The following is a 13,692-nucleotide window of genomic DNA, read 5'->3' as shown; positions in this document are numbered from 1 at the left end:
CGCCGACGGGTAAAGTCAGGTGCTTGCCACCAGGGGGTGGCACGGGCAGGTCGAGGAGTGCAGTGAGTCAGGACGTGGACGCGCAGGCCGAGCAGCAGGTCGCAGCCGAGCAGGCGTTCGTCGACAGGGTCTACCTCCAGCTGGCCGAGTCGGCGCGCAGCGCGCGCGAGCTGGCCCGGGAGGGCCACGACCGCGGTCGGCTGGGCCACGAGGGCGGGCTGGTCGAGCGCGACGCGATGGTCTTCCAGGCCGCCAAGCGCATCGCCCAGCTCGACGCCGCCCACGAGGGCGTCGTCTTCGGTCGACTCGACATGGACCCCGACCTCGACCCCGCTCCGCGCTACGTCGGTCGCATCGGCCTGCGCGACGCCGAGCGCGACTCGCTGCTCATCGACTGGCGCGCGCCCGCGGCCGCGGTGTTCTACCAGGCCACGGCGGCCGAGCCGCACCAGGTGATCCGCCGCCGCGTGCTGCGCTGCGCGGGACCGCGGGTGACCGGCGTCGAGGACGAGCTGCTCGACGCCCAGCGGCTCGAGGAGACCGGCGCCGACCTGCCGATCATCGGCGAGGGCGCCCTGATGGCCCAGCTCTCCCGCGCCCGCGACCGCACCATGCACTCCATCGTCGCCACCATCCAGGCCGAGCAGGACAAGGCGATCCGCGCGCCCGGCAAGGGCGTCGTCGCGATCTCCGGCGGCCCGGGGGTGGGCAAGACGGTGGTGGCGCTGCACCGCGCGGCGTACCTGCTCTACAACGACCGGCGGCGCTACGAGTCCGGCGGCGTGCTCATCGTCGGGCCGAGCGGCGTCTTCATGCGCTACATCGAGCGGGTGCTGCCCAGCCTCGGCGAGACCGCCGTGGCGCTGCGCTCGCTCGGTGAGGTCGTCGACGGCGTCAAGGCCGGTCGCCACGACGAGCCGGCCGTGGCCGACGTCAAGGGCTCCGCGCGCATGGCCGAGCTGCTGCGCCGCGTCGCGCGCCAGCAGGCGCCGGGTGGCCCCGACTCCTTCCGCACCTTCTACCGCGACGACGTGCTGGTGCTCGACCGCGGTCTGCTGGGGCGCATCCGCCGCCAGCTGATGTCGCAGGGGCGGCGCAACCGGCAGCTGCCGCGCGTGGCCAACGCGCTGCTCGACGCGCTGTGGCGCCAGGTGCGCGGCGAGCGCGGGCGCGAGCGGGGCCGCGAGGCCTTCAACGACGACCTGCTCTCCGACCGCTCCTTCCTCGACTTCGCCGCGGCCTGGTGGCCCCCGCTCGACGCCCGCGAGGTGCTCGGGTGGCTGCGCGACCCCGACCTGCTGGCGCGGGTCGGCGAGGGCGTGGTCAGCGCCGAGGACCAGCAGCTGCTGCTGAAGTCGTGGGGTGGCGAGGAGACCCTCAGCGTGCAGGACGTCCCGCTGCTCGACGAGCTGCGCTACGCCCTCGGCGACGTGCCCGCGCGCACCGACGACGAGCGCGACCTCGACGACACCGGCCTGCTCGAGGGCGGGCGCGACATGCAGGAGCTCTTCACCGCCGCCGACCGTGAGTTCGCCCCCTCGGGGCTCTCGTGGTCGGCGCCGACCCACCGCATCGAGGACGACCCCTTCGCCCACGTGCTGGTCGACGAGGCCCAGGACCTCACGCCCATGCAGTGGCGCATGGTGGGCCGCCGGGGCCGCACGGCCTCGTGGACGATCGTGGGCGACCCCGCCCAGTCGTCGTGGCCGGTGCCCGAGGAGTCGGCCGCCGCGCGCGCCGAGGCGCTCGAGGGCAAGGCCGTCCACGAGTTCCACCTCTCCACCAACTACCGCAACTCCTCGGAGATCTACGCCTTCGCCGCGGCGTACGCCGAGCGGGTCGGCCTCGACGCCGACCTGCCCACCGCCGTGCGCTCCACCGGCGAGGAGCCGCAGGTCCTGACCGGCGAGCCCGACCTGGAGGAGGCCACCCGCGCGGCGGTCGCGGAGACCGCCGGCCGCGTCGGCGGCACCGTGGGCATCGTGGTGCCGGCCGCCCGGCGCAGCGAGGTCAACGGCTGGCTCGCCTCGTGGCCCGAGCGCGCCGAGGACGCCCCCGGCGCCCGCGCCGCGGTCGGGTCGAGCGCCTCGCCCTCGGGGGAGGACCGCGTGGTGGTGCTCACCGGCCTCGACACCAAGGGGCTGGAGTTCGACGGCATCGTGGTCGTGCGCCCGCAGGAGATCGAGGACGAGTCGGCGACGGGGCGCGCGACGCTCTACGTCGTCCTCACCCGCGCCACGCAGCTGCTCACCACCGTCGGCTGACCCGGGCCGGGCTGCCCGGCATCCACCGCCGGGCCACCCGGCCGGGCGACGGCGGCGGCCCCACTAGGCTCCTCGCCATGAGCACCCCCTCCGCCGCCCGGGCCGCGATCGACGCGCTCCAGGAGCACGAGGCGTGGGCGATCATCCGGCGCTCCACGCGGGCGGGCGACCGCGACACGGTCGGCCTGGTGGGCGGTCGGCGCAGCGTGGTCGAGTCGCTGCTCGACGTACCCCTGGAGGAGGGCGTGCCGACCGAGGGCCACATCGCCGACCGGCTGCTGGCCGTGCCCTTCCGCCAGGTCGCCGAGCGCGGCTTCGAGGCCCACGACGACGCCACCCCGCTGGTGGTCGTCGACGTGGAGACCGAGCGGGAGTTCTCGGTGGCCGAGGTGGTCGAGGCCATCGACGACACCGGCGTGGAGTTCACCGACCGCGGCGGCTTCGAGACCGACGACGAGACCTACGGCCGCCTGGTCGAGACCATCATCGACGAGGAGATCGGCCAGGGCGAGGGCGCCAACCTCGTCATCGGGCGCCACTACCGCGCGCAGGTCGCCGACTGGAGCGCGGCGACCGCGCTCACGGTCTTCAAGCGGCTGCTCGAGCGCGAGCGCGGGGCCTACTGGACCTACGTCTTCTTCACCGGCGACCGCTACCTCATCGGCGCCAGCCCGGAGCGCCACGTGAGCATCCACGGCGGCGACGTGCGGATGAACCCCATCAGCGGCACCTTCCGCATCCCCGCCGGCGGTGACACCAAGCAGCAGCTCCTCGACTTCCTCGCCGACGAGAAGGAGGTCTACGAGCTCTTCATGGTGGTCGACGAGGAGCTCAAGATGATGTGCGACCTGTGCACCGAGGGCGGGCAGGTGCTGGGGCCCTTCCTCAAGCCGATGAGCCGCCTGGTGCACACCGAGTACCTCCTCGCCGGGCGCACCACCAAGGACCCGCGCGAGGTCCTGCGCGACACGATGTACGCCGCCACCGTCACCGGGTCGCCGGTGGAGAACGCGTGCCGGCTGATCAAGAAGTACGAGACCGAGGGCCGGGGCTACTACGGTGCCGCCCTGGCCGTGCTGGGCCGCGACGCGGTCGGCGGGCCGGTCGTCGACAGCCCCATCGTCATCCGCAGCGCCGACGTCGGCCTCGACGGCTCGCTCAAGGTCACCGCCGGGGCGACGCTGGTGCGCGACTCCGACCCGGCGTACGAGGTGGCCGAGACCCACGCCAAGGCCGGGGGCATCCTCAGCGCCTTCGGGCTGGTGCCCGCGGCGCCGGTGCCGACGACCAACGTCGCGGAGCTGGTCAACGACGAGGACGTGCTGCTCGCGCTCAACGCCCGCAACCAGCGGCTCTCACGCTTCTGGCTCACCGACCAGGGCGGCTCGCCGCCCGACCCGCGGCTGCGCGGCCTGAGCGCGGTCGTGCTCGACGGCGAGGACGACTTCGTCAACATGCTGCGCCACGTGCTGCGCGTGCTCGGCATGACCAGCGAGGTGGTGCGCCACGAGGACTACCGCCCCGGCGTGCTCGACGGCTACGACCTGGTGATCGTCGGGCCCGGGCCCGGCGACCCCCGCGACGACACCGACCCCAAGATGGCCAACCTGCGCGCCGCGGTCGCCGAGCTGCTGGCCGCGGAGCGGCCCTTCCTGTCGGTCTGCCTGGGCCACCAGGCGCTCTGCCACACCCTCGGGCTCGACCTGGCCTTCAAGGACATCGTCTTCCAGGGCACGCAGTCGCCGGTCTCGATCGCGGGCCGCACCGAGCGGGTCGGCTTCTACAACACCTTCGTGGGCCGCGTCGGCGAGGCCGGGCTGCCCGCGGGGGTCAGCGTCGAGACCGACGAGGCCACCGGCGACGTGCACCTGCTGCGCGGGCCGCACTACCGGGGCATCCAGTTCCACGCCGAGTCCATCCTCACCGAGCACGGCTACGACCTGCTGCACGAGCTGGTCGTCGAGCTGCTGCTGGGCGACGCTTAGGCCACTAAGTTGAGTTAGTTGGTACAGTTTGGGGTCCAGCCCCGAACCGCTCGCGCCCGCCCGCGAGCGCGTCCGCGGGGCCTCGTCCCAGAACGGAGCGCCGACATGACCTCGACCACCACCGACCAGGCAGCCGACCGGCCCGACCAGGCAACCGACCAGGCAGCCACGGGTCCGGACGACGGCCCCGCCGACCTGGCCGGCCGCCTGGCCGCGACCGTCGCCCACGTGCGCGGCATCGCCCCGCCCGACCTCTTCGACGTCTTCGCCGCCGAGCAGCGACGGCTGGCCGACGCCCCCGAGCCGCCGGCCCAGATCCGCGTCGGCGACCGGCTGCCGCAGTCGCACCTCACCGACCACGCCGGCCGCCCGGTGGCCGTGCCCGGCGACGGCCCGGCCGTGCTGGTCTTCTACCGCGGCGCCTGGTGCCCCTACTGCGACGTCGCGCTGCGCGCCTACCAGCGCGAGCTGCTCCCCGAGCTCATCGAGCGCGGGGTGCGGCTCGTCGCGATCAGCCCACAGGGCCCCGACGGGTCGCTGAGCGCCGCCGAGGCGGCCGCGCTGACCTTCCCGGTGCTCAGCGACGTCGGCAACGGCTACGCGCGCATGCTCGGGCTCACCTTCGACCTCGATCCCGAGGTGCAGGAGGCTCAGCTCGCGTTCGGCAACGACTTCACGACCATCAACGCCGACGGCGACTGGACGCTGCCCCGCCCGACCGTGGTCGTCGCCGACGCCCACGGCGTCGTGCGCTTCGTCGACGTGCGGCCCGACTACACCGAGCGCACCGAGCCCGCGGAGGTGCTCGCCGCGGTGCGCGCCCTGGGCTGAGGCGCGCCGTCCCTCCCGGCCCGCCTCCGTCCGGTCGGGCCGGGCGGATCGGGCCGGGCGGATCGCGCTGGGCGGATCGCGCTGGGCGGATCGCGCTGGGCGGATCGCGCTGGGCGGATCGGGCCGGGCGGATCGGGCCGGGCCGGGGAGGGGCGGCGAGGGGCGGCGGCGGGGCCGCCGCCCGGGCCGGCTGCGGCTCGATGACCTAGGTTGGCGGCCGTGGCCGAGGTGGACGTCGTCGTGGTCGACCACCACGACTCCTACACGTGGAACCTCGTGCACCTCGTCGCCGCCGTCACCGGCGCGCTGCCGCGGGTGGTGCAGCACGACGAGGTCTCCGCCGCCGACGTGCTCGCCCACAGCCACGTCGTGCTCTCGCCGGGCCCCGGCCACCCCGCCGTCGCCGCGGACTTCGCGGTGGGTCGCGAGGTGCTGCTGGCGGCCAGCCGCCCGGTGCTCGGGGTGTGCCTGGGCATGCAGGGGCTGGTCGCGGCGTACGGCGGGCGCGTCGAGCGGGTCGCGCCCGGCCACGGCGTGCTCGCCCGGGTGGCCCACGACGGCACGGGCGTGCTAGCCGGGCTGCCCTCGCCCTTCGCCGCGGTGCGCTACCACTCGCTGGCCGCCGTGGAGCTGCCCGCCTGCCTGCGCGCCACCGCCGTCGACGAGGAGTCGGGCCTGGTGATGGCCGTCGAGCACCGCGACCTGCCGCTCGCGGGCGTGCAGTTCCACCCCGAGTCGGTTCTCTCCGAGCACGGTGAGGCGATCGTGGCGACCTTCCTGGGGCTGGCGTGAGCGGCGGGGGCGGGGCGCGCGCGGGCGACCCGGCGGCCTACTTCGCCGACGTCGCGGCCACCCACCCGCGCTGCTTTTGGCTCGACGGCGGCGGCGCGCGCGAGTGGTCGGGGCGCCGGTCGCTGGTGGGCTGGCTGGAGCCGGGCGACGTGTCGCTGTCCTACTCCGCGGCCCGCCGCGAGGTGGTGCGCCACGTCGACGGCCGCGCCGAGGTGGTCGGCGACGACGTCTTCGCCGTGCTCGAGGCCGAGCTCGCCGCCGCCCGTGCCGCCGGCCGCGCCGACCAGTGGTTCGGCTACCTGGGCTACGCCAGCCGCCCCGACCTCCCCGCGCGCCCGTCGACCGACGTGCCCGACGCGGTGCTGATGCGCCCGAGCCACCTGCGCCTCTTCGACCACCCCGAGCCCGCCGCCGTACCGGCCGCCGACACCCCTGCCGCCGACACCCCTGCCGCCGACACCCCTGCCGCCGACACCCCTGCCGCCGCCACCCCTGCCGCCGTACCGGCGCCAGCCCCACCCGCCCCACCCGTCACACCGGTCGGCCTGGACCCGCACCTGTCGGCCGACGCGTGGGCCGACAGGTGCGGGTTTCGCCAGCCGGCCGGTGAAACCCGCGGCGGCCCCACCCCGGCCTACCGCGCGGCCTTCGACCGCGTGCAGGAGCACCTGCACGCGGGCAACACCTACGAGGTCAACCTCACCCACCGCCTCGAGGCGACCAGCGACCTCGACCCGGTGGCGGCCTACCTGCGGCTGCGGGCGCTCAACCCGGCGCCCTACGCCGGCTTCTGCCAGCACGACGTCGACGGGGCGCGGGGCTGGCTGCTGAGCAGCAGCCCGGAGCGCTACGCGGTGGTGCGCGCCGACGGGGTGATCGAGACCAAGCCGATCAAGGGCACGACGCCGCGCTCGCCCGACCCGGCCGAGGACGAGCGGCTGCGCGCGCAGCTGGCCACCGAGCCGCGCTTCCGCGCCGAGAACCTCATGGTGACCGACCTGCTGCGCAACGACCTGTCGATGGTCTGCGAGCCCGGCACGGTGGAGGTGCCGCAGCTGATGGCGGTGGAGTCCTACGCCTCGGTGCACCAGCTCGTCACCACGGTGCGGGGGCGGCTGCGCGAGGGCTTCGGCACCGTGGAGGCGCTCCGGGCGCTCTTCCCGGCGGGCTCGATGACCGGGGCGCCCAAGCTGCGCACGATGCAGGTGGTCGAGGAGGTCGAGGCCACCGCGCGCGGCGCCTACGCCGGGGCCTTCGGCTGGGTCGCGGCCGACGGCCGGGCCGACCTCGGCGTGGTCATCCGCTCCCTGACGACCACCGGCGACGGCCGCTACCGCCTCGGCACCGGGGGCGGGGTCACGGTGCACTCCGACGTCGACTCGGAGTGGGCGGAGACGCAGGTCAAGGCCGAGCGCTTGCTCCGGGTGCTGGGGCAGGAGTTCGATGGGGTGTCATGACCGCGAAACACCCGCTCGATAGCCTCGACCGCATGGAGAAGCCGCACGTCGTCGTGCTGTTCGGGGCGACCGGTGACCTCGCCCGCCGCAAGCTGCTGCCCGGTCTGCTGCGCCTCTTCGAGGCCGGCCTGCTGCGCGACGCGAAGATCGTCGGCACGTCGCTGGAGGACATCGGCACCGAGCAGTTCGCGAAGATCGCCCGCGACGGCTGCGAGGAGTTCGGGAAGGGCGACATCGACGACGCCCGCTGGGCGCCCTTCGGCGCGATGCTCAGCTACGTGCCGCAGTCGTCGGGGCCGCACGCGCTGGCCCAGGAGGTCGAGCGCGTCGAGGCCGAGCTGCCCGGCGAGACCGCCGACAAGCGGCGCCTGCACTACCTCTCGGTGCCGCCGAAGGCCGCCCTCGACGTCATCCACCAGCTCCAGGACGCCGGCCTGGTCGAGCGCTCGCGGATCATCATGGAGAAGCCCTTCGGCACCGACCTGGAGTCGGCGCAGCGGCTCAACCACGAGGTGCACCAGGTCTTCGACGAGAGCCAGGTCTTCCGCATCGACCACTTCCTGGGCAAGGAGGCCGCGCAGAACATCCTGGCCTTCCGCTTCGCCAACGGCCTCTTCGAGCCGATCTGGAACCGCAACTTCATCGACCACGTGCAGATCGACGTGCCCGAGACCCTCGGCCTCGAGGGGCGCACGAAGTTCTACGAGACCACCGGCGCCTACCGCGACATGGTCGTCACCCACCTCATGCAGGTGCTGGCCTTCATGGCCATGGAGCCGCCGACCTCGCTGGCGCCCGGCCCGATCAGCGACGAGAAGCTCAAGGTCTTCCGCTCGATGCGCCCCATCGAGCCGCAGAACGTCGTGCGCGGCCAGTACGCCGGCTACCGCGGCAAGGACGTCGTCGCCGACGACTCCGACACCGAGACCTTCGTGGCGCTCAAGGTCGAGATCGACAACTGGCGCTGGGCCGGCGTGCCGTTCTTCCTGCGCACCGGCAAGAAGCTGGCCGAGGGGGCGCGGATCATCTCCATCGCCTTCAAGGAGCCCCCGCTGACGATGTTCCCGAAGGGCTCGAACGTCGGCACCCAGGGCCCCGACCACCTCACCTTCGACCTGGCCGACCAGTCGCGGATGTCGCTGTCGTTCTACGGCAAGCGCCCTGGCCCGGGCATGACGCTGGACAAGATGTCGATGCAGTTCGCCACCCACGACACCAGCGCCGCGGGCTCGGTGCTCGAGGCCTACGAGCGGCTGATCCACGACGCGATGCGCGGCGACCACACCCTCTTCACCACCGCCGCCGGCATCGAGGAGCTGTGGGCCAAGTCGATGCCGCTGCTCGACCACCCGGCGCCCGTGCGCAGCTACCAGCCGGGCTCGTGGGGCCCCAACGCCATCCACCAGCTCATCGCGCCCCATGCCTGGCGCCTGCCCTTCGAGCGCTCCTGGCGCGACACCTCCCACACCACGACGACGACCAACCCCTAGGGCCCCGGGCGCGCTCGCCCGGGGTCGCCGGGCCCGCCGCGCGTCGCGCGGGCCGCCCGGCGCCGACGGTCAGGGCCGCCCGGGCAGCTGCAGCACGAGGCGGGCCCCGCCGTAAGGCGAGCGCTCGGCGCGCACCGAGCCGGAGTGGCGCTCGGCGGTCTGGTGCACGATCGACAGCCCGAGGCCCGAGCCGGGCATGGCGCGGGACTCCTCGGAGCGCCAGAAGCGCTCGAAGACCTTGGCCAGGTCGGCCTCGGGGATGCCGGGGCCCTCGTCGTCGACGACGAGCACGCCCTCGGCCAGGCTGACGTGGATGGTGCCCGCGGGCGGGCTCCACTTGGCGGCGTTGTCGAGCAGGTTGGTCATCGCCCGCTCGATCGCGCCCGACTCGCCCTCGACGGTCCACGGGCTGGCGGCGACCTCGAAGTCGATGCCGGGCGCGCGGCGGCGCACGCGGGCGAGGGCCTGCTCGAGGACCTCGGTGAGCTCGACGGGCTCCACGACGTGGGCCATCGGGTCGTCGCGGGCCAGCTCGACCAGGTCGCCGATGAGCGTGGTGAGCTCCTCGATCTGCGCGGCGACGTCGTCGAGCAGCTCGGCGCGGGCCTCGGGGGGCAGGAAGCCGCCGTCGGGGTCGGCGTCGGACTGGCCGAGCAGCTCGATGTTGGTGCGCAGCGAGGTCAGCGGGGTGCGCAGCTCGTGCCCGGCGTCGGCGACGAGGCGGCGCTGGCGGTCACGGGAGGCCTCGAGGGCGACCAGCATCTGGTTGAACGACGTGGCCAGCCGGGCGATCTCGTCGTCGCCCTCGACGCGGATCGGGTCGAGCCGCTCGGTGCGCGCGATCTCCTCCACCGCGCCGGTGAGGCGCCGCACCGGGCGCAGGCCGCTGCGGGCGACGGCCATGCCCGCGACGGCGGCGGCGATGACGCCGGCCAGGCCGAAGAGCAGCGTGACCACGCCGAGCTTGCGCAGCACCTGCTCCTGCGGCTCCAGCGACTGCGCGAGCACGAGCGCCTGCCCGTCGGTCTGGGCGGGCACGGTGACGACGCGGTAGCGGATGTCGCCGGCGGTGATGGTGCGGATGGCGTAGTCGCTCGCGCCGTCGGCCACCGCGAACTCCGGCGCCCCCACGTTGAAGGGCGGACCCTCGTCGACCGAGGTGGCCTCGCCGGAGTAGACGGAGATGAAGGCGATGCGCACGTCGGCGGCGCCCAGCGCCCAGGCCGGGAAGCGGCCCTCCACGGTGAGCCGCTGCAGCGCCGGGGAGTCGGCGGCGCCCTCGGCGCGCGAGAGCAGCGAGTCGTCGAGGGTGTCCTGGAGCTGGATGCGCGCGGTGGCGTAGGCGCCGAGGGCCACGAAGGCCACGGCCAGGCCCACCGCCATCGTGGTGAGCAGGGTGACCCGGGAGGCCAGCGAGCGGCGGTAGCGCCAGCGCGCGGGCGCCGGCGCCTCGGTCATGACTCCTTGAGGACGTAGCCGACGCCGCGCACGGTGTGCAGCAGGCGGGCCTCGCCCTCGGCCTCGGTCTTGCGGCGCAGGTAGCCGACGTAGACCTCGAGCGAGTTGGCGGTGGTCGGGAAGTCGTAGCCCCAGACCTCCTCGAGGATGAACGAGCGCTCCAGCACCCGGCGCGGGCGGCGCAGGAACATCTCCAGCAGGGTGAACTCGGTGCGGGTCAGCTCGATCTGGCGCCCGGCGCGCACGACCTCGCGGGTGGCGACGTTCATCGACAGGTCGGCGAAGGAGAGCACCTCGTCGTCGGCGTCGCCCTCGGGCGGCACGGCGCGGCGCAGCAGCGCCCGCAGCCGCGCCAGCAGCTCCTGGAGGGCGAAGGGCTTGGTGAGGTAGTCGTCGGCGCCCGCGTCGAGGCCCTCCACCCGGTCGCCGACGGCGTCGCGGGCGGTGAGCACGAGGATCGGCACGTCGTTGCCGGCCTGGCGCAGCGCCCGCGTCGTCTCGATGCCGTCGAGGCGGGGCATCATCACATCCATCACCACGACGTCGGGCGAGGTCGCGCCGATGACCGCGAGCGCCTCGGCGCCGTCGGTGGCCACCGCCACGTCGTAGCCGTTGAACTGCAGCGACCGGCGCAGCGACTCGCGCACCGCGCGGTCGTCGTCGACGACCAGGGCGCGGGGCTTGGGGGCTGACGGGGCGGCGGCGTTCACGGCCCCATGCTGCCAGCAGCGCCTGAGCCCGCGCTGAGAGCGCGCCGCCCGTCGGCCGCGCACCCCGCACGGTGCGGTCGGCGCGAGGGCGTCGCCAGGACGGCCGGGGTCCTTTACCCTGCCGCTGTGCCCGGCGTCATCGGCCGGGCCTTCCGGGGGGAATCCCAGATGTCGCACCGCTCCTGCACCGCGCGCCCGCGCACCCGCCTGCTCGCCGCGGCCCTGCTGCTGGTGCTGCCGACCGCGCTGCTTCCGGCCGTGGCCGGCGTCCCGGGCGCCGTCGCCCACGAGGGTCACGCGACGGCCGCTCCCGCCGCGGGCGCCCCGGGCGCTGCGGTGTCGGCCCCCGCGGCGGGGTCCCCCTTCGCGCCGGCGGCGGGCGCGGCGCAGCGGCGTACGACGGAGCAGCCCGCGGCGCGTCGGGCGCCGCAGCTGCCCGACCGCTTCCGCGACACGGTGGTCATGTCGCGGCTCGACGAGCCCACGGCGATCGACTTCGCCGACGACGGCCGGGTCTTCGTGGCCGAGAAGCCCGGCGTGGTGAAGGTCTTCGACTCCCTCGACGACCCCACCGGGGAGGTCTTCGCCGACCTCAACGCCACCGTCATGAACTACTGGGACCGCGGCCTGCTCGGGATGACGCTGGCGCCCGACTTCCCCGAGGACCCCTCGGTCTACGTGCTCTACGCCTACGACCACCTGCCCGGCGATCCCGCGCCGGCGCCGCGGTGGGGCCGGCCGGGGGCCTACTACGACGAGTGCGCGGACCCCGTCGGCGTCGGCTGCACCGTCGGTGCCCGGGTCTCGCGGCTGACCGCCGAGGGCGACCGGATGGCCGGCGAGGAGGAGGTGCTCGTCGAGGACGGCTGCCTGCAGTACCCCAGCCACGCCACCGGCTCGGTGGCCTTCGGCCCCGACGGCTACCTCTACGCCAGCATCGGCGAGGGCGCCAGCTTCACCTTCGACGACTACGGCCAGGGCGGCGGCAACCCGTGCCGCGACCCCTTCGACCCCGACCACCCCCGCGAGGCCCAGGGCGGCTCGCTGCGCAGCCAGGACATCCGCACCTACGGCGACCCCCTCGGCCTCGACGGCACCGTGGTGCGCCTCGACCCGACCACCGGCCTGGGCGCCCCCGACAACGCCCTGGTCGACTCCGGCGACGCCAACGCCGCGCGCATGGTCGCCCACGGCCTGCGCAACCCCTTCCGCTTCACCTTCCGCCCCGGCACCGACGAGGTCTGGGTCGGCGACGTGGGCGGCTCGCGCTTCGAGGAGATCAACCGGATCGCCGACCCGACCGCGGGCGTGCGCAACTTCGGCTGGCCCTGCTACGAGGGCGCTGAGCGCAACCCCGCCTTCGACGTGCTCGACGTGCGGATGTGCGAGGACCTGTACGCCGACGCCGGCACCCCGCTCGCGGCGGCCGAGCCGTTCTTCCGCTACGCGACCCGCGGGCAGCACGTCGCCGCGGGCGAGGCCTGCCCCACGGGCTCGGCGTCGGTCTCGGGGCTCGACTTCGTGGCCCAGGACAGCGACTACCCCGCCTGGCTGCGCGGGGCGCTGGTCTTCTCCGACTACTCCCGCCGCTGCATCTGGGCGATGCCCGCGGGCGCGGACGGCCTGCCCGACCCCGACCGGGTCGTGCCGCTGGTGGAGGGCGCGGCCAGCCCGATCGGGCTAGTGACCGGGCCCGGGGGCGACCTGTTCTACCTCGACCTGGGCATCGACGACCTCGGCTACCCCACCGCCTCGGGCGGCGCGGTGCACCGCATCAGCCACCACCCCGGCAACCAGCCGCCCGTCGCCGACCTGCGCGCCGACCGCACCTGGGGGCCGCTCCCGCTGACCACGGTGCTCGACGCGAGCGGCTCCACCGACGCCGACGGCGACGCCCTGACCTACGCGTGGGACCTCGACGCCGACGGCGACTACGACGACGCCACCGGGCCGCGGGTCGAGCAGACCTGGACCGAGGCGCGCAACGCCCCCGTCGCGGTGCGGGTCGCCGACGCCGGTGCCGCGGACCGCGCGGCCCTCACCCTCTTCCCCGGCGACACCCCGCCCGAGGTGACGCTCGCGGAGCCGACCGCCGACCTGCGCTGGTCGGTGGGCCAGCAGATCACGGTCTCGGCCGGCGCCACCGACGCCGAGGACGGCGAGGTCGACCCCGGGGCCTGGCAGATCGGGCTGAGCATCAAGCACTGTCCCTCGATCTGCCACACCCACCCCGTGGAGGTCGTCAGCTACACCTCGACCACGACCTTCACCGCCCCCGACCACGAGTACCCCTCCTCGCTGGCGGTCACCGTCGCCGCCACCGACTCCCGCGGGCTCACCACCACCCGGGAGCTCACGCTGGAGCCCGACCCGCAGCGGGTCCGCTTCGGCTCCAACGTGCGCGGCGCCTCGCTGTCGGTCGCGGGCGAGCGCGTCCGCGCCGGGCGGGTGCGCACCTTCATCACCGGCTCCACGGTCACGCTCGCCGCGCCGCGGGTGCAGCGCGTCGACGGACGGCGCTGGGTCTTCCGGCGCTGGTCCGACGGCTCCGCGCGGGTGCACGCCCTCGTCGTGCCCGACCGCGGCGACCGTACGCCGACGCTGCGCGCGCTCTACCGCCGCGCCCGCGGCTGACCGCGGCTGACCACGGCCCGACGGCGGCCCGACGGCGGCACGCCGGTGGCCTGACGGCGGCCCGACGGCGG

The 13,692-nt window shown here is 74.8% G+C and carries 9 protein-coding genes; 7 read left to right on the top strand and 2 right to left on the bottom strand.

Annotated features, from left to right (window positions below; genetic code table 11):
* Nucleotides 1-62 precede the first annotated feature (62 nt).
* The 6 genes from ASF47_RS16055 to zwf all read left to right on the top strand — a co-directional run bounded on the left by ASF47_RS16055 (nucleotide 63) and on the right by zwf (nucleotide 8,819).
* Nucleotides 63-2,264, top strand: a complete 2,202-nt coding sequence (locus ASF47_RS16055; RefSeq protein ID WP_056864993.1) for a HelD family protein — start codon at nucleotides 63-65, stop codon at nucleotides 2,262-2,264.
* 77 nt (nucleotides 2,265-2,341) lie between these two features.
* Nucleotides 2,342-4,249 (top strand): anthranilate synthase family protein, encoded by a 1,908-nt coding sequence (locus tag ASF47_RS16050; RefSeq protein WP_056864992.1) that lies wholly within the window; start codon nucleotides 2,342-2,344, stop codon nucleotides 4,247-4,249.
* A 105-nt stretch (nucleotides 4,250-4,354) separates the two neighbouring features.
* Complete coding sequence (locus ASF47_RS16045; protein ID WP_082500412.1) at nucleotides 4,355-5,080, top strand: peroxiredoxin-like family protein; 726 nt, start codon at nucleotides 4,355-4,357, stop codon at nucleotides 5,078-5,080.
* Between the two features lie 219 nt (nucleotides 5,081-5,299).
* On the top strand, nucleotides 5,300-5,872 hold the full coding sequence (locus ASF47_RS16040) for an anthranilate synthase component II (protein ID WP_056865277.1): 573 nt from the start codon (nucleotides 5,300-5,302) through the stop codon (nucleotides 5,870-5,872).
* A complete protein-coding gene (locus ASF47_RS16035) occupies nucleotides 5,869-7,329 on the top strand; it encodes an anthranilate synthase component I family protein (RefSeq protein WP_056864991.1) in 1,461 nt (486 codons plus the stop codon). The genes ASF47_RS16040 and ASF47_RS16035 overlap by 4 nt, the downstream gene beginning before the upstream one ends.
* A 32-nt stretch (nucleotides 7,330-7,361) precedes the next feature.
* Nucleotides 7,362-8,819: a glucose-6-phosphate dehydrogenase gene (gene zwf, locus ASF47_RS16030; RefSeq protein ID WP_056864990.1), complete on the top strand. Its 1,458-nt coding sequence runs from the start codon at nucleotides 7,362-7,364 to the stop codon at nucleotides 8,817-8,819.
* A gap of 69 nt (nucleotides 8,820-8,888) precedes the next feature.
* Here zwf and ASF47_RS16025 read toward each other — a convergent pair whose 3' ends face one another.
* Nucleotides 8,889-10,277: a sensor histidine kinase gene (locus ASF47_RS16025; protein ID WP_056864989.1), complete on the bottom strand. Its 1,389-nt coding sequence runs from the start codon at nucleotides 10,275-10,277 to the stop codon at nucleotides 8,889-8,891.
* Nucleotides 10,274-10,987, bottom strand: coding sequence for a response regulator transcription factor (locus tag ASF47_RS16020; protein WP_056864988.1), 714 nt, complete (start codon nucleotides 10,985-10,987; stop codon nucleotides 10,274-10,276). Before ASF47_RS16020 ends, ASF47_RS16025 begins: the two co-directional genes overlap by 4 nt.
* A 126-nt stretch (nucleotides 10,988-11,113) precedes the next feature.
* Between ASF47_RS16020 and ASF47_RS16015 the strand changes: the two genes are divergently transcribed.
* A complete protein-coding gene (locus ASF47_RS16015) occupies nucleotides 11,114-13,621 on the top strand; it encodes a PQQ-dependent sugar dehydrogenase (RefSeq protein ID WP_156697953.1) in 2,508 nt (835 codons plus the stop codon).
* Nucleotides 13,622-13,692 lie beyond the last annotated feature (71 nt).

Origin of the sequence: Nocardioides sp. Leaf285, assembly GCF_001422955.1 — a bacterium.
Taxonomy (GTDB): domain Bacteria; phylum Actinomycetota; class Actinomycetes; order Propionibacteriales; family Nocardioidaceae; genus Nocardioides; species Nocardioides kribbensis.
The sequence above is the reverse complement of the archived record's forward strand: the minus strand, read 5'-3'. Positions and strand labels throughout refer to the sequence as shown.